21 protein-coding genes are annotated in these 15,904 nt (G+C 62.2%); 2 read left to right on the top strand and 19 right to left on the bottom strand.

Features of this window, described 5'->3' with window-relative positions:
* Positions 1–25: 25 nt before the first annotated feature.
* Genes hisH through AC097R_RS06600 form a run of 5 tightly spaced genes read right to left on the bottom strand, consistent with a single transcriptional unit; the run spans position 26 to position 3,171 of the window.
* On the bottom strand, positions 26–685 hold the full coding sequence (hisH, locus tag AC097R_RS06620) for an imidazole glycerol phosphate synthase subunit HisH (protein WP_479596893.1): 660 nt from the start codon (positions 683–685) through the stop codon (positions 26–28).
* Positions 685–1,317 (bottom strand): imidazoleglycerol-phosphate dehydratase HisB, encoded by a 633-nt coding sequence (gene hisB, locus AC097R_RS06615; RefSeq protein ID WP_315495379.1) that lies wholly within the window; start codon positions 1,315–1,317, stop codon positions 685–687. The genes hisH and hisB overlap by 1 nt, the downstream gene beginning before the upstream one ends.
* Complete coding sequence (gene hisC / locus AC097R_RS06610) at positions 1,314–2,462, bottom strand: histidinol-phosphate transaminase (RefSeq protein ID WP_479596891.1); 1,149 nt, start codon at positions 2,460–2,462, stop codon at positions 1,314–1,316. Before hisC ends, hisB begins: the two co-directional genes overlap by 4 nt.
* 24 nt (positions 2,463–2,486) lie before the next feature.
* Complete coding sequence (locus AC097R_RS06605; RefSeq protein ID WP_479596889.1) at positions 2,487–2,954, bottom strand: PIN domain-containing protein; 468 nt, start codon at positions 2,952–2,954, stop codon at positions 2,487–2,489.
* Entirely contained in the window at positions 2,947–3,171 is a 225-nt protein-coding gene (locus tag AC097R_RS06600) for a CopG family transcriptional regulator (protein WP_315480798.1), read from the bottom strand. Before AC097R_RS06600 ends, AC097R_RS06605 begins: the two co-directional genes overlap by 8 nt.
* A 215-nt stretch (positions 3,172–3,386) precedes the next feature.
* Between AC097R_RS06600 and AC097R_RS06595 the strand changes: the two genes are divergently transcribed.
* Both AC097R_RS06595 and AC097R_RS06590 read left to right on the top strand, forming a co-directional pair.
* Positions 3,387–4,007, top strand: coding sequence for an LbetaH domain-containing protein (locus tag AC097R_RS06595; protein WP_479596887.1), 621 nt, complete (start codon positions 3,387–3,389; stop codon positions 4,005–4,007).
* A gap of 132 nt (positions 4,008–4,139) precedes the next feature.
* Complete coding sequence (locus AC097R_RS06590) at positions 4,140–4,832, top strand: outer membrane beta-barrel protein (RefSeq protein ID WP_479596885.1); 693 nt, start codon at positions 4,140–4,142, stop codon at positions 4,830–4,832.
* Positions 4,833–4,845: 13 nt separating this feature from the next.
* Here the strand turns inward: AC097R_RS06590 and AC097R_RS06585 are convergent, their stop codons facing one another.
* The 14 genes from AC097R_RS06585 to AC097R_RS06520 all read right to left on the bottom strand — a co-directional run bounded on the left by AC097R_RS06585 (position 4,846) and on the right by AC097R_RS06520 (position 15,841).
* Positions 4,846–5,217: a hypothetical protein gene (locus AC097R_RS06585; protein WP_479596883.1), complete on the bottom strand. Its 372-nt coding sequence runs from the start codon at positions 5,215–5,217 to the stop codon at positions 4,846–4,848.
* 29 nt (positions 5,218–5,246) lie between these two features.
* The gene (gene hisD / locus AC097R_RS06580) at positions 5,247–6,563 is read right to left on the bottom strand and encodes a histidinol dehydrogenase (RefSeq protein WP_479596881.1); all 1,317 of its coding nucleotides are present in this window, start codon (positions 6,561–6,563) and stop codon (positions 5,247–5,249) included.
* An 18-nt stretch (positions 6,564–6,581) separates the two neighbouring features.
* The gene (gene hisG / locus AC097R_RS06575) at positions 6,582–7,220 is read right to left on the bottom strand and encodes an ATP phosphoribosyltransferase (protein WP_479596879.1); all 639 of its coding nucleotides are present in this window, start codon (positions 7,218–7,220) and stop codon (positions 6,582–6,584) included.
* Between the two features lie 5 nt (positions 7,221–7,225).
* Positions 7,226–8,503, bottom strand: a complete 1,278-nt coding sequence (murA, locus tag AC097R_RS06570) for a UDP-N-acetylglucosamine 1-carboxyvinyltransferase (RefSeq protein ID WP_479596877.1) — start codon at positions 8,501–8,503, stop codon at positions 7,226–7,228.
* Between the two features lie 10 nt (positions 8,504–8,513).
* Positions 8,514–8,756 carry a BolA family protein gene (locus AC097R_RS06565; RefSeq protein WP_479596875.1) on the bottom strand — a complete coding sequence of 81 codons (243 nt, stop codon included), beginning with the start codon at positions 8,754–8,756 and terminating at the stop codon, positions 8,514–8,516.
* Between the two features lie 6 nt (positions 8,757–8,762).
* Positions 8,763–9,518: an ABC transporter permease gene (locus AC097R_RS06560; protein WP_479596873.1), complete on the bottom strand. Its 756-nt coding sequence runs from the start codon at positions 9,516–9,518 to the stop codon at positions 8,763–8,765.
* Positions 9,515–10,444, bottom strand: a complete 930-nt coding sequence (locus AC097R_RS06555) for an ABC transporter ATP-binding protein (RefSeq protein WP_479596871.1) — start codon at positions 10,442–10,444, stop codon at positions 9,515–9,517. The genes AC097R_RS06560 and AC097R_RS06555 overlap by 4 nt, the downstream gene beginning before the upstream one ends.
* A gap of 28 nt (positions 10,445–10,472) precedes the next feature.
* Positions 10,473–10,739, bottom strand: a complete 267-nt coding sequence (locus AC097R_RS06550) for an STAS domain-containing protein (RefSeq protein ID WP_479596869.1) — start codon at positions 10,737–10,739, stop codon at positions 10,473–10,475.
* A gap of 1 nt (position 10,740) precedes the next feature.
* Positions 10,741–11,385 carry an MlaC/ttg2D family ABC transporter substrate-binding protein gene (locus AC097R_RS06545; protein ID WP_479596867.1) on the bottom strand — a complete coding sequence of 215 codons (645 nt, stop codon included), beginning with the start codon at positions 11,383–11,385 and terminating at the stop codon, positions 10,741–10,743.
* Between the two features lie 72 nt (positions 11,386–11,457).
* Complete coding sequence (locus AC097R_RS06540; protein ID WP_479596864.1) at positions 11,458–12,210, bottom strand: MlaA family lipoprotein; 753 nt, start codon at positions 12,208–12,210, stop codon at positions 11,458–11,460.
* Positions 12,207–12,689, bottom strand: a complete 483-nt coding sequence (gene mlaD, locus AC097R_RS06535; protein WP_310339943.1) for an outer membrane lipid asymmetry maintenance protein MlaD — start codon at positions 12,687–12,689, stop codon at positions 12,207–12,209. Before mlaD ends, AC097R_RS06540 begins: the two co-directional genes overlap by 4 nt.
* Positions 12,690–12,699: 10 nt before the next feature.
* Positions 12,700–13,482: a lipid asymmetry maintenance ABC transporter permease subunit MlaE gene (mlaE, locus tag AC097R_RS06530; RefSeq protein WP_479596859.1), complete on the bottom strand. Its 783-nt coding sequence runs from the start codon at positions 13,480–13,482 to the stop codon at positions 12,700–12,702.
* A complete protein-coding gene (locus tag AC097R_RS06525) occupies positions 13,479–14,318 on the bottom strand; it encodes an ABC transporter ATP-binding protein (RefSeq protein WP_479596857.1) in 840 nt (279 codons plus the stop codon). Before AC097R_RS06525 ends, mlaE begins: the two co-directional genes overlap by 4 nt.
* A 56-nt stretch (positions 14,319–14,374) precedes the next feature.
* A complete protein-coding gene (locus tag AC097R_RS06520; RefSeq protein ID WP_479596853.1) occupies positions 14,375–15,841 on the bottom strand; it encodes a glutamate synthase subunit beta in 1,467 nt (488 codons plus the stop codon).
* Positions 15,842–15,904 lie beyond the last annotated feature (63 nt).

The raw sequence follows: 15,904 nt of genomic DNA, 5'->3' as shown, positions 1-15,904 counted from the left end.
GCAGAAATGCGGCAAGGATAAAGATTCAAGGATTCCAGTGCAGGAAGTTACGGTAGAGGGCCAAGCCATGCTCAGCGCTTTTTTCAGGGTGAAACTGGGTTGCGAAAATATTATCGCGTGCAATCACCGCTGAGAAGCGTTGGCCATAGTCCGTCTCACCTACGCTGTGGCGCGCATCAGACGGTTGGGCGTAGTAACTGTGTACAAAGTAGAAGTAGCTGCCATCGGGCACCTCGCCCCACACCGGGTGCTTGGGCGCGCCGGCATGGCGGGTCTGCCAGACCTGGTTCCAGCCCATTTGCGGCACCTTGTAGCGGCTACCATCGGGCTGAATCTGCCCGGCCAGCTCGAATTTCACCACCTTGCCCGGAATCAGGCCCAGGCTGGCGGTGTTCAGCTCATCGCTGTGGTCCAGCAGCATCTGCATGCCCACGCACACGCCCATGAGCGGTTTGTTCGCCGCCGCGTGCATCACGGCGTCGAACATGCCGGAGTCGTGCAGCTCGCGCATGCAGTCGCGCATGGCGCCCTGGCCCGGCAGCACCACGCGTTCGGCATCCATCACCTCTTGCGGGGTGCGGGCCCAGACCACTTCGACCCCGGCATCGGCCGCCACGTGCATCACCGCCTGGGTGACCGAACGCAGGTTGCCCATGCCGTAGTCCACCACCGCCACTTTTTTCATTACAGCGAACCCTTGGTGGAAGGAATCACGCCCAGGGCGCGCGGGTCGAACTCGATGGCGGCGCGCAGCGCGCGGGCAAAGGCCTTGAACACCGTCTCAGCCTGGTGATGGGCGTTTTCGCCCTTGAGGTTGTCGATGTGCAGGGTCACGAAGGCGTGGTTCACAAAGCCCTGGAAAAACTCGTGGGTCAGCTGCGTGTCAAACGCGCCGATCATGCCGCTCTTGAACGGCACGTTCAGCTCCAGCCCGGGACGGCCCGAGAAGTCGATCACCACGCGGGAGAGCGCCTCGTCCAACGGCACATAGGCGTGGCCGTAGCGGCGGATGCCCTTCTTGTCGCCAATGGCCTGGTGAAAGGCCTGGCCCAGCGTGATGCCCACGTCTTCCACGGTGTGGTGACCGTCGATGTGCAAGTCGCCGTCGGCCTCGATGTCCAGGTCGATCATGCCGTGGCGGGCGATCTGGTCCAGCATGTGGTCAAAGAAGCCAATGCCGGTGGACAGGCGGCTGACGCCGGTGCCGTCCAGGTTGACGCGGACCTTGATCTTGGTCTCGGCCGTGTTGCGCGATACCTCGGCAATGCGGGGCGCGTAGGTCTGGGGCACTTCGGTCAATGGGTAGTTGGTAGTCATAGGGATTCCTGCAGAGCCTGCAACAGCTGCGCGTTCTCGGTGGCGGTGCCAACGGTGAGCCGCAAACATTGGGCCAGCAATGGGTGCATTTTAGAAACGTTCTTGACCAGAACACCGCGCGCCTTGAGGCCATCGAACACTTTTTGTGCCGAATCCCCTTCACCCGCGATGCGAACCAGCACCATATTGGCGTCGCTGTTCCAGGCCTTAACCCCCGGCAACGCCCGCAATGCTCCTAAAAGCGTAGCGCGCTGCGCACAGATTTCGCGGGCTTGCGCCGCAAAAGCCTCTTGGTTCTCCAGCGCAAACAGCGCGCACTCGTAGTTCAGCACACTGATGTTGTAGGGCGGGCGCACTTTATCCACCTGGGCGATGAGCGCCTGCGGGCCCACCATGTAGCCAATGCGCACGCCGGCCAGGCCAAACTTGCTCAGGGTGCGCATCAGCAGCACGTGGGCGTTGGCGGTGGGGTTGGCGCGGATCACGTCGAGGTAGGTGCGGCTGGAAAACGGCTGGTAGGCCTCGTCAATCGCCACAATGCTGCCCGCCGCCTGGGCCGCGGCCACCACGCGCGCCATGTCGGCCTCGGCCCACAGGTTGGCCGTGGGGTTGTTGGGGTAGGCCAGGTAGACGATGGCAGGCTGGTGGGCCTCGATGGCCTGCACCATGGCCGGCACGTCCAGCGCAAAGTCGGCCGTCAGCGGCACGCCCACAAAGTCCAGCCCCTGCAGCTGCGCGCTCATAGCGTACATCACAAAACCGGGCGTGGGCGCCAAAATGGCGGGCTTGGGCTGACCGGGCGCCACGGGCACATCGCAGGCCATGGCCAAGAGCGAGATCAACTCGTCCGAACCATTGCCCAGCATGATGTCGAAGCCCTCGGGCATGCCCGCATAGGCGGCCAGCGCCTGGCGCAGGTCGTTCACACGGCCATCGGGGTAGCGGTTCAGCGCCAGTGCGCCCAGGCGGCGGCCCAACGCCTCTTGCAGCTCGGCGGGCAGGCGGTGCGGGTTCTCCATGGCGTCGAGCTTGACCATGCCTTTGGAGTCCTGAACGTTATAGGCGTGCATGGACTGCACGTCCTGGCGGATGCGGCGCTGGATGAGCGCATTCACGGTGCTGTCAGTGGAAGCGGTAGCAGTCATGCGGGGACTTTCAGAGCTAAAAAACTAGTCGGCGGCCAGCGCCACATCGGCGGGCGTGGCTTGCAGGGGGCTGAGGATGGTGACGCCATCGATCTGCTGGCCGTGCTGCAGGTCCAGCGAGAGCACGTGGGTGGAGCCGCTTTGCGCCGCGGCCGCCACGATGAGCGCATCCCAGTAGGACAGGCCAAAGCGAGCCTCCACGCCCCAGGCGGTTTCCACGGTCTGGTGGTCAATCTGCCAGGGCTGCCAGAGCTGGTAGCGGCGCAGCTTGGCGCGCGCGTCACCCTGGGGCATGGCGAAGTGCTGCGTGGCGCTCACGTAATAGGCGTTCAGCACCTGGGTGCTGACCCGCCCGGCACGCCGCTGCCACAGCGCCTGCAGCCAGTCGCGGACACGGGCCTGGCGGGTGGCATCAAACGCGTCGTCCGCGGCCAACAGCACATTCGTATCGACAAAAACAATGGCGCCAGAGGTGTCGAGCGGGCTAGCCATTCAGAACCTCCCGCTGCGGGTACGCCTTGCCGCCGGAGCTGAACGACGAGGTGTCCGCCACCCAATCGCGCTGGGCGCGGGCGTAGGCATCGTCGTGCTGCATCTTGTCGGTGAGCATCTCCCCCACCAGACGCGACACGCTGGTATTGCGCCGGGCCGCCTCGATCCGCACCCACTCCAGCGTGGCGTCTTCGACGGTGATGGTGACGTTTTTCATATGGCCGTCAGTTTACACGAATTTCGTGTTGCACGAATTTCGTGTAAATAGTACTGGGCCGGACTATTCGATCGACGCGTCGCACGCACCGCTCTAGTGGACTGACACAAAGGGAGAGGAAGTTGCATGCAGCATGAAACGCTATCTTTATGGGAGCAGGTTGCGCATATTCCACGAGGGCTAGAGGACGATTTGCCTACGCACGCAAAGTGTCTATGACCGTCCCCGTAGAGATCGCCAGCTTTGTCGAATCCATCGGAGCGTCTCCTTTGCAGAGCTGGATGCACCTCCCACCCTGGGAGATCACCACCAACGCAGCGGCCATCGTCCGCACCTTGCTCGACCAAACTGACCTGCGCGACTACCTAGTAACCGACGATGTGGCCGTGCACCGCAGCGTGGTTATCGAGACTGGTGCCACGCTCAAAGGGCCGTTGCTGCTGGGCCCCAGCTGTTTCGTGGCGGCCGGCGCCTACTTGCGCGGCGGCAACTGGGCCGCCGCGGACTGCAGTTTTGGCCCGGGCACGGAGCTCAAGTCGTCGTTTGTGTTCAGTGGTACCAAGCTGGCGCACTTCAACTTCGTGGGCGACAGCATCCTGGGCGCAGACGTGAATCTGGAGGCGGGCAGCATCATCTGCAACTACCGCAATGAGCGGCCTGACAAAGAGATTGTGGTGCGACTGGGCGCCGCACTGCACCGCACTGGCGCACAGAAGTTTGGAGCGCTGGTGGGTGACCATGCACGCATTGGCGCGAACGCAGTCCTGGCGCCCGGCGCCTTATTGGGCAAGGGCGTGGTGATTGGGCGCACCGCGTTGTGCGACCAGGAAATGTAGCGATGTAGTCGACATTGCGTGTTGCAAATGCTTACCTTCCCCAACGCACTATGCACGACAGCGCACAGAGGGTGAGCGAAGAAAAATTCACAGTCAAACGGTGTTTCACCCTCTTACTAGGAATCTTTCACCATGCACACACGCCAACCCCTTGCCCCATCGCGCCGACCCTCGTTCGGAAGCCTGAAATCCTCGTCATTGCGCCGCGCAGCAAGCCTGTTGCTCGGAGTTAGCACCCTGGCCACCTGCGGCCTGGCCTTGGCGCAGAACAATGCGTCGTCCACGGACGCCTCCAACTCCGGCTCTGGGCTGAGCATGAACAATATGCGGGTGCCGGGGTCTAGCTACTTTGGCTTGAACGCTGGCACGGCCGACCTGTCGCGCCCGATTACCGGCTTTGGCACTTGGGGTGGCAGCAACCAATCCAACGCGTACAGCGTGTACCTGGGCAACTACTTCAACAACCAGAACTACGGTTTTGAAGTGGGCTACAACGACTTCGGCTCGATCAACCGCTCCGGTGGCACCACCAAAGTGGATGGCATCAACCTGAGTCTGATCGGACGCCTGCCAGTCAACCCCAACTTCAATCTGCTGGGCAAACTGGGTACCACCTACAGCCGCACGGACGTGTCCGCCAGCGCAGCCTCTGGCGTTCAAACGGGCAGCGAACGTGGCTTCGACTGGTCCTACGGGCTGGGCGCCGAATACCGCTTCACTGGCAATTGGTCGGGCGTGCTGCAGTACGACGAGCATTACGTGAAGTACCCCGGCAAGACCGAGCGCGTGAGCGCAACGACCTTGGGCGTGCGCTACAACTACTGATGCTGGCCCTGCGTTAGCAGGGATAGACCGTGGTTAGCGCATTGGTCACCACCAGCTGCACCGGCATGTCGGCCTCGTAGAGGTCGACATTGCGCTTGAGCTCGGTGGTGTACAGGTTCTTGGCCATGCTGGGTTCAAGCCGACGGCCGTTCAAGCAGATGCTGGGCTTGGCGCCGTTGCGCACGTCCTGTGTGTGGGCCTCGATGGCGCCCTCCATGACACCGACCAGGTAGTAGTCGGTGTAGGTGGCGCCTTGTTTTTCAGTCTTCTCCAGGGCTCGCATCTCGCGGATGGTCATGGCGTGGACGCTGGCCAGGCAGCCCACCGAGAGGGCCAGGGCCGTGGCAGCCTGTTGCAGAAAAGTGCGGGGTGAATGGATGTGCATGGGATTTAGTCGTCCGTCTGCACGCATTCTTACTTCAATCGCATTTCCGCCGCACGCGCGTGGGCTTGCAGGCCTTCGCCATGCGCCAGCACCGAAGCAATCTGCCCCAATGTCTGCGCCCCCTGCTCGCTCACCTCAATCAGGCTGCTGCGCTTCTGGAAATCGTAGACACCCAGCGGGCTGCTGAAACGTGCCGTGCCACTGGTGGGCAGCACGTGGTTGGGGCCGGCGCAGTAGTCGCCAAGGCTCTCGGACGTATAGGCGCCCAAAAATATGGCGCCCGCGTGCTTGAGCAAGGGTTCCCACTTGTGCGGGTCATTGCTGGACACCTCCAAGTGCTCGGGCGCAATGCGGTTGCTGATCTCGCAGGCCTCTTCCATGCTGCGCGTGTGAATCAGCGCGCCGCGGCCCGTCAGGCTCTTGGCGATGATCTCTGCGCGCGGCATCGCGTTCAGCAGGCGGTTGATGCTGGCCTGCACCTGGGCGATGTACGCCGCATCAGGGCACAGCAGGATGCTTTGCGCCAGCTCGTCGTGCTCGGCCTGGCTGAACAGGTCCATGGCCACCCAGTCGGGCGGGGTGCTGCCGTCGGCCAGCACCAAAATCTCGCTGGGGCCGGCAATCATGTCGATACCCACGGTGCCAAACACGCGGCGCTTGGCAGCGGCCACATAGGCGTTGCCGGGGCCGGTGATCTTGTGCACGGCGGGAATGCTCTCTGTGCCATAGGCCAGCGCGGCCACGGCCTGCGCACCACCGATGGTGAAGGCGCGCGTGACACCGGCTACATAGGCGGCGGCCAGCACGAGGGCATTTTTCTCGCCCTTGGGTGTGGGCACGACCATGATGATCTCGCTCACGCCGGCCACGTGAGCGGGGATGGCGTTCATCAATACGGACGAGGGATAGGCTGCCTTGCCGCCAGGCACGTAGATGCCCACGCGGTCCAGCGGCGTGACCTTTTGGCCCAGCAGCGTGCCGTCTTCGTCGCGGTAGCTCCAGCTTTCTCCGGAGGCTTTTTTCTGTGCTTCGTGGTAGCTGCGCACGCGCTTGGCGGCGGCTTCCAGCGCTTCGCGCTGCGCAGCGGGAATGCTGTCAAACGCGGCCTTGAGTTCAGACTGCGTCAGCTCCAGAGCCTGCATGGTGGGCACGCTCAGGCCGTCAAAGCGGGCGGTGTACTCCAGCACGGCCGCATCGCCCCGCTGCTGCACGTCCGTCAAGATGTCGGCCACGCGCTGCTCAATGGCCGCATCGGTATCGGCAGACCAGTGCAGGCGTGCCTTGAATTGGGCATCAAACTGGTCGTCAGCCGTCGTCAACAGTGCGGGAGCAGCTACAAAAGTCATAGCAAATGGAGAAAAAGGTTACTTGCCCACCGCGCCGGCAAAGGCGTCGATGATCTTGCGGATGGGGTCTTGTTTGAGCTTGAGCGCCGCCTGGTTCACCACCAGGCGCGAGCTGATGTCCATGATGCGTTCCACTTCCACCAGGTGGTTGGCCTTGAGCGTGTTGCCGGTGGAGACCAGATCGACGATCGCATCGGCCAGGCCCACCAAGGGCGCCAGTTCCATGCTGCCGTAGAGTTTGATCAGGTCCACGTGCACGCCCTTGCTGGCGAAGAATTCACGGGCAATCGCCACGTACTTAGTCGCCACCTTGAGGCGCGAGCCCTGCTTGACCGCCGACGCATAGTCAAAGTCGGCGCGCACGGCCACGCTGATACGGCACTTGGCAATCTGCAGGTCCAGCGGCTGGTACAGGCCCTGGCTGCCATGCTCCAACAACGTGTCTTTGCCGGTGATGCCGAGGTCGGCCCCGCCATACTGCACATAGGTGGGCACGTCGGTGGCGCGCACCACCAGCAAGCGCACATGCGGCTGGTTGGTGGCCAAAATCAGCTTGCGCGATTTCTCGGGGTCGTCCAGCACCTCGATGCCCGCGGCCTTCAAGAGCGGCAGGGTTTCTTCAAAGATGCGGCCTTTGGACAGGGCCAGGGTGATCATTTCGGTCACTTGATTCTTTCAATGTCTGCACCAATGCCACGCAGCTTGGCTTCCATCTGGTCGTAACCGCGGTCCAGGTGGTAAATGCGGTCCACCACGGTTTCTCCATCGGCCACCAAGCCTGCAATCACCAGACTGGCGGAGGCGCGCAGGTCGGTCGCCATCACGGTGGCGCCCGACAGTTTTTCCACGCCCTCGATCACCGACACCTTGCCGTCGATCTGGATGTGCGCGCCCAAGCGCACCAGCTCGTTCACGTGCATGAAGCGGTTTTCGAAAATCGTCTCAGTCACCTTGCTCGCACCCTGCGAAATGGCGTTGAGCGCCATGAACTGGGCCTGCATGTCGGTGGGAAAACCGGGGTACTCGGTCGTGCGGAAGCTCTGCGCCTTCAGGTGCTGGAAGGCGGGGCCCTGCGCTTGCACGCGGATGCCGCCGTCCATCGCAGTTACGGTCACGCCCGCATCGCGCAACTTGTCGATCACCGCATCCAGATGGTCAGCACGGCCGTGCTTCAAGATGACATCGCCCCCTGTGGCCGCCACGGCGCACAAAAAGGTGCCGGTCTCGATGCGATCTGCCACCACCTGGTGGGTGCAACCATGCAGTTTTTCCACACCCTGAATGCGGATGCGGCTGGTGCCGTGGCCTTCGATCTTGGCGCCCATCTTGATGAGCATTTCGGCCAGATCCGGAATCTCGGGCTCTTGCGCGGCGTTTTCCAGAATGGTTTCGCCTTCGGCCAGGCTGGCAGCCATCAGGAAGTTTTCGGTGCCGGTCACGGTCACCATGTCGGTCGCAATGCGCGCGCCCTTCAGGCGGGTGCGGCCCTTGGGCAGCTTGGCGATCATGTAGCCGTGCTCGACCACGATCTCGGCGCCCATCGCCGTCAGGCCTTTCAAATGCTGGTCGACGGGGCGCGAGCCGATGGCGCAGCCACCGGGCAAAGACACCGTGGCTTCGCCAAAGCGCGCCAGCAAGGGGCCCAGTGCCAGCACCGAGGCGCGCATGGTTTTCACCAGCTCGTACGGGGCTTCAGGGTTGGTCAAGCTGCCAGCGTTGGCGATTACCGAACCATCGGCCTGCTGCTCAATCTGCACGCCCATGTTGCGGATCAGCTTGAGCATGGTGGACACGTCTTGCAGACGCGGCACGTTCAACAAGGTCACCGGCTCAGGGGTGAGCAAGGTGGCACACAGCTCGGGCAAGGCGGCGTTTTTGGCGCCAGAAATCAGCACGTCGCCACGGAGTTGGCGGCCACCACGAATCAGGAGTTTGTCCATAAGAAATCTTTTAAGCGGATTGCGCTGCCCATTCGGCAGGCGTATAGGTTTTCATCGACAGGGCGTGCACTTCGTCAGTGTGCATGCGGCTGCCCAATGTGGCGTAGACCTGCTGGTGGCGCTGGATCAGGCGCTTGCCCTCAAAGGCGCTCGACACAATGGTGGCGTACCAGTGGCGGCCATCGCCTTCGAGCTGGCATTGCTCGCAGGACAGGCCTGCAGTGATAAGGGCTTGGAGTTGGTCAGCGGTCATAAAAAATCAGTGGCGGATTTTGTAGCCAGTGCGCAGCAGGTACACGGCAAGGGTGCTCACGAAGAGCAGGGCACCACCGACTACGCCCAGGCTCAGCCAGTGCGAAACATCGCTCTGGCCAAAAAAGCCGTAGCGAAATCCGTCAATCATGTAGAAAAACGGATTGAGGTGGCTCACCCCACGCCAGAACGCGGGCAGGGAATCGATGGAATAGAACACGCCGCTCAAAAACGTCATCGGCATGATCACGAAGTTCTGGAAGGCGGCGAGCTGGTCAAACTTCTCGGCCCACAGGCCAGCAATGAGACCTAGGGTTCCCAACAGAGCAGCGCCGAGTATGGCGAATATCACTATCCACAGCGGCGCCACAAAATGGATGGGTGTGAAGAAGATCGTGACGACGAAGACACCGGCTCCCACCACCAGGCCCCGCGCGATGCTGGAGCCCACGTAGGCAAAGAACCAGTTCCAGTGCGACAGCGGCGTGAGCAGCAAAAACACCAGGTTGCCCATGATCTTGCTCTGGATCAGCGAGGACGAGCTATTGGCGAACGCGTTTTGCAGCACGCTCATCATCACCAGGCCGGGCACCAGAAATGCGGTGTAGCTGATGGTGTCGTAGACCTTCACGTGGTCGCCCAGCGCATGGCCAAAGATCATCAGGTACAGCAGAGCCGTAAGCACGGGCGCGGCCACGGTTTGGAAGCCCACCTTCCAGAAACGCAACGTTTCCTTGTACAACAGGGTTTGCCAGCCGTTCATGCGCCCACCTCTTCCGTGGCACCCATGACGTCCAAAAATACGTCTTCCAGATCCGCCTTGCGGATCTCTACGTCTTCCACCGTGACACCGGCCTGGCGCACGGCAGCCAGGTATTGTTCAATCTCCAGCGCGTTGTGCGCCGGCAGTTGCACGATGCGACCGGTGATACGGGCCCGCGCTGCCAGTTCAATCGGCAAGGCATCGTTGGTTTTGAAGCGCAGCACGTTGCTACTGGCGGCCTTGAGCAAGTCGCTGGTCTTGTCCAGCGCCACAATGCGGCCGGTCTTGAGCATGGCAATGCGTCCGCACAAGGCCTCGGCCTCTTCCAGGTAATGGGTGGTCAACAGTACAGTGCTGCCCTGTTTGTTCAGGTTGGCCACAAACTGCCACAGGGTTTGGCGCAACTCCACGTCCACACCGGCGGTGGGTTCGTCCAGTACGATAACTGGGGGCTTGTGCACCAGCGCCTGCGCCACCAGCACGCGGCGCTTCATACCGCCCGAGAGCTGGCGCATATTGGCGTTGGCCTTGTCGGTCAGGCCCAGGCCTTCAAGCAGTTCATCCACCCAGGCATCGTTGTTCTTCACGCCAAAGTAGCCGGACTGGATGCGCAGCATTTCGCGCACATTGAAAAAGGGGTCAAACACCAGCTCCTGCGGCACCACGCCGAGCTTGCGGCGGGCCTCGGCATAGTCGGTCTGCACATCGCTGCCCAGCACGGTGACCCGACCGCTGCTGGCACGTGTCAGGCCTGCCAGGATGCTGATCATCGTGGTTTTTCCGGCGCCATTGGGGCCCAGCAAACCGAAAAACTCACCCTCTTCGATATTGAGGCTGACGTGGTCCAGTGCTTGGAAGGTGGTGCCTTGGGGCCCTCGGGGTGAGGGGTAGGCTTTGGAGACGGATTGGAATGAGATAGCAGGCATGTGAGCCCGCGATTTTACGCCGAGGGGCTCAGGAACCGGCCAGCAAGCCGTCAATCCCGTACAAAGTGGCCAGATCGCGCAAGCGCGCCGGCAGGCCCTGCACGGCAAACTGCTTGCCCACGCGTGCGCACTCGCGGCGCAGCTCCAGCAACACGGCCAGCGCCGAGGAGTCAAAGCGCTGCAACGACGCCCCATTGACCACGATGCGCTCCGGCTCCTGCCCCAGCCCCGAGCGCAACTCGGCCAGACAAGTCTGGGCAACCTCTTGCGTCAGGGTGGCGGGCAGGTTGAGCACATCAGCCTTTCTTGGCAGCGTTAGCCTTGTTTTGTTCAGCCAGTGCGTCAATCAGGCCGTCCACGCCCTTGGCGTTGATCTGCTGTGCGAACTGGCTGCGGTAGGTTTCCACCAGCCACACACCCAGCACATTCAGGTTGTAAATCTTCCAGCCCGCACCCACGCCGGGTGTTTTTTCCATGCGGTAGTCCAGCTGGATCGCATCGCCATGTCCCTTGACCTCGGTACGCACAATCACCTCTTTGTCCTCGGGCGCAGCGCGCAGAGGCTTCATGGCAATCGTCTGGTCGCTGACCTGGGCCAGCGCACCCGCATAGGTGCGCACCAGCAGGGTCTTGAATTCGTCTTGCAGGCGTTTTTGCTGCTCGGGCGTGGCCTGGCGCCAGCCGGGGCCGACGGCCGAGGCCGTCATGCGCTGGAAGTTCACATTGGGCATGATGCGGCTGTCCACCAGCGCCACCACCTTGGCCATATCGCCCGCGCGAATGGCCTTGTCACCCTTGATGGTGTCCAGCACATCCACTGACAGGCGTTTGATCAGGGCGTCCGGTGCTTCGTCTTCGGCGTGGGCCAGAGGCGCCCAGGCCAAGCTGCCGGCCACCAAAGACCCGGCTATGGCTGTCAATACACGTCGCTTGTTCCACATGGTTGGGTTCACTCCTGTAGCGAGATTATCTACCCCGCTGCCCCTTTTGTATCGGCATGGCAGAACAGCCCCTTAAGGCTCGGTGCCATCTTCTTCTGGCGGGTTACCGTCGTATTGTTGGTTACGCTGGCGCTGGAAATATGCGTCGCGTGTAAAGCTGTAGCGGTCCAACGCCGCGCCTTCCACCACATCACCCGCCCGCAGATACTTGGCGCGGGTATCCACAGCGTTCAGGACAGTCAGCCCGGTGCGCGTACCTTCATCTGGAATTTGCGACACCAGGTTGCCCTGCTGGTCAACTGGAATGGCCACCACTTCACGCAGGGTGTACGAACCCAACAGGGGCAGCACCACATAGGGCCCGGGCCGCACGCCCCAGCGCCCCAGCGTGACACCAAAGTTGCCGGGATGGCGTTCGATATTGAGGTCGCTGGCCACGTCCATCACGCCACCCAGCCCAATGGTGGTGTTCACCATGAAACGGCCCAGGTTGTCGCCCATGTCTCGGCCGCGCAGCTGCAGGCCGTTGTTAATGGCGGACCAGAAGTCTTCCAGATTGCCAAAAAAGTTGCCCACGCCCTTGCGCACCACCTCCGGCACCACGCCGCGGTACACAGTCGCTACCGGCTTCAGCACGGCCTTGTCCACCACATCGTTGAAGCCAAACACGCCGCGGTTGAACGATTCGATGGGGTCGCGCGCGTCCGGGTTCGCCACTGTGGCGCAGGCCTGCAGCAACACCACGCTACCCAGCACCGACCACAGCGCCAAACGGCGCAGGCCGTCCCGCAAACGGATATTCCGGAAGGAAAGACCCGGGGTCATTTGGCTGCCTTCTCCGACGAGGGGCCATCCGCTGCCTTGCTGTACAGGAACTGGCTGATCAGGTTTTCCAACACAACAGCAGACTGGGTGGTGCCAATGCTGTCACCTGCCGCCAAATTGGCCGAATCCGCACCGGCTTCAATGCCGATGTACTGCTCGCCGAGCAGGCCGCTGGTCAGGATTTTGAGCGAACTGTCTTTGGGGAAGGCAAAGCGTTTGTCCATGGACAGCACCACTTTGGCCTGAAAGCTCTTGTCGTCAAAGCTGATGGAATCCACCCGCCCCACAACGACGCCGGCGCTCTTGACCGCGGCTTTGGGTTTCAAGCCACCGATGTTGTCGAACTTGGCACTGACCGCGTAGCCACGCTCGAAGTTCAGCGACAGCAGGTTGGCCGATTGCAAGGCCAGAAACAGTAGAGCGGCCGCGCCCAGCAGCACAAACAAACCCACCCACACATCTTTGCCAGAACGTTGCATTTGCAATCCCCTAAATACTGAACATCATGGCGGTCAGGACAAAGTCCAGACCCAACACGGTCAACGACGCCACCACCACGGTGCGTGTGGTGGCATGGGCCACGCCCTCAGGCGTGGGCTGGGCTTCATAGCCCTGCAGCAGCGCAATAAAGCTCACGGCAAAACCGAACACCGCGCTCTTGAGCACGCCGTTGCCGACGTCCAGCCACACATCCACCCCACCCTGCATTTGGCTCCAAAACGAGCCGGCGTCAATGCCGATCATCAGAACACCCACGACCCAGCCGCCAATAATGCCCACCGCGCTGAACACGGCGGCCAGCAGTGGCATGGCAATCACGGCACCCCAAAAGCGCGGCGCCAAAATGCGTTGTACCGGGTCCACGGCCATCATCTCCATGGCGCTGAGCTGCTCGCCGGCTTTCATCAATCCAATTTCGGCGGTAAGCGAAGTACCTGCCCGACCTGCGAACAGAAGGGCTGTGATGACCGGCCCCAGCTCGCGCACCAGGCTCAGCGCCACCAGCAGCCCCAAGGCCTCGGACGAGCCGTAGCGTTGCAAGGTGTAGTAGCCCTGCAGACCCAGCACGAAGCCCACGAAGATGCCGGACACCGCAATGATGGCCAGCGAGTAATTGCCCATGAAATGGATCTGGTCGCGCACCAGGCCCGGGCGCCGCACCACCGTGCCGACAGACGCCAGCAGGCGGCCAAACAGGCGCGCGCCATAGCCCAGGTCCGCCAGCTTGGAGCGGACCGCCAGGCCCACATCGGCGGGGTGGTACCAGCTCATCGCGCTGCTCCCGCGGAAAAATCGGCATCCACACTGGAGGCCGGGTAATGGAAACGCACCGGCCCTTCGGGCAACGCGTTGACAAATTGGTGCACCAACGGGTCGGTGCTGTGGCGCACCTCATCGGGTGTTCCCTGGGCAGCAATCTTGCCGTTGGCCAAGATGATGACCTTATCGGCGATATGGAAGGTCTCTTCCAGGTCGTGCGAGACGATCACACTAGTGAGGCCCATGGTGTCGTTGAGCTGGCGAATCAGGCGCGCCGCGGTTCCCAGCGAAATCGGGTCCAGTCCGGCAAAGGGTTCGTCGTACATCACCAATTCGGGGTCCAGCGCAATGGCGCGGGCCAGCGCCACACGGCGGGCCATGCCGCCGGAAATCTCGGCGGGCATGAGGTCACGCGCACCGCGCAGGCCCACCGCATTGAGCTTCATGAGCACGATGTCGCGCACCAGCGCGGGAGACAGGTTGGTGTGCTCGCGCAGCGGGAAGGCCACGTTGTCGAACACGCTCAGGTCGGTAAACAGGGCACCAAACTGGAACAGCATGCCCATGCGGCGTCGGGCGGTGTAGAGCTGCTGCGCATTGGCCAGGCCCATGTCTTGCACGTCCTGCCCCTGCTGCGCCCCGTGCAATAGCAGTTTGCCTTTTTGCGCCTGGTGCTGGCCGCCAATGAGGCGCAGCACCGTGGTCTTGCCGCCGCCCGAGGCGCCCATGAGGGCCGTGACCTTGCCACGCGGGATGGACAGGGTCACACCGTCCAGGATCAGGCGTTCGCCGTAGCCAAAGGACAGGTCCTGCAGTTCAACAAGGGAATCGGAAGGGTTTTCAGCCATACAAGCAACAAGGCCGGGAGTACCCCGGCCTTGGAATCATAAGGGATTACCCGGAATCAACGGGGCAAGTCGCTGAAGCCCATGAGGAACTCGTCGACCGAGCGTGCGGCCTGGCGGCCTTCGCGGATCGCCCACACCACCAGACTCTGTCCGCGGCGCATGTCGCCAGCGGCAAACACCTTGGGCACGTTGGTGGCATAGCCGCCGATGAACTCGGTGCTGGCCTTGGCGTTGCCGCGGCCATCCTTGTCCACCCCGAACACGTCCAGGATGGTCGCCACGGGGTTCACAAAGCCCATGGCTAACAGCACCAGGTCCGCCTTCAGCACTTTTTCGGTACCGGGCACGTCGACCAATTTGCCGTCCTTGAACTCGACCTGCACGGTCTTCAGGCCGGTGACCTTGCCTTTTTCGCCGATGAATTCCTTGGTGGAGATCGAGAACACGCGCTCACAACCTTCTTCATGGCTGGAGCTGGTGCGCAGCTTCAGCGGCCAGTAGGGCCAGGTCATGGGGCGGTTTTCTTCTTCGGGTGGTTGGGGCATCACCTCAAACTGGGTCACGCTGACCGCACCGTGGCGGTTGCTGGTGCCCACGCAATCAGAGCCGGTGTCGCCACCGCCGATGACGATGACGTGCTTGCCGTCCGCACGCAACTGGCCCTTGAGCTTGTCGCCCGCGTTGACCTTGTTTTGCTGGGGCAGGAACTCCATCGCGAAGTGGATGCCATCCAGATCACGGCCGGGCACGGGCAGGTCGCGTGACTGCTCGGAACCGCCGGTGAGCAGCACCGCGTCAAAGTCTTTCTTCAGCTGGTCGGCAGAAATGGTTTCCTTGGCCCAGTTGGTGACCTTGGAGCCCTTGGGCATTTCACCCACCAGCACGCTGGTGCGGATGGTCACACCTTCGGCCACCAGCTGTTCGGCACGGCGGTCAATGTGGGACTTTTCCATCTTGAAGTCGGGGATGCCGTAGCGCAGCAGGCCGCCGATGCGGTCGTTTTTCTCGAACAGGGTCACGTCGTGGCCAGCACGGGCCAGTTGCTGCGCAGCGGCCATGCCGGCGGGGCCCGAACCGACCACGGCCACCTTCTTGCCGGTCTTGTGCTTGGCGGGTTGGGGCTTGACCCAGCCTTCGGACCAGGCGCGGTCGATGATGGCGTGCTCAATGGACTTGATGCCCACGGCGTCGTCATTCACGTTCAGCGTGCAGGCGGCCTCGCAGGGCGCGGGGCAGATGCGGCCGGTGAACTCGGGGAAGTTGTTGGTGCTGTGCAGCGTGTCGATCGCCGCCTTCCAGTTGTTCGTGTAAACCAGGTCGTTGAAGTCCGGAATGATGTTGTTGACCGGGCAGCCGTTGTTGCAAAACGGCGTGCCACAGTCCATGCAGCGCGCGGCCTGCTTGTTGGCCTGCGCATCGTCCAGACCCACCACAAATTCCTTGTAGTGCTTCAGGCGCTCGGTGACGGGTTTGTAGCCCTCTTCGAGGCGCTCAAACTCCATGAAGCCAGTGACTTTTCCCATGATGTTTCTCCATTCAGTTGGGGACAGAGCAGATTTGCTTCACAAATCCTGGTCTGTCCCGCA

Source organism: Rhodoferax sp. ZS1R25 (assembly GCF_056521335.1).
Note: the sequence above shows the minus strand (reverse complement) of the source record. Positions and strands in the feature narration are given on the sequence as shown.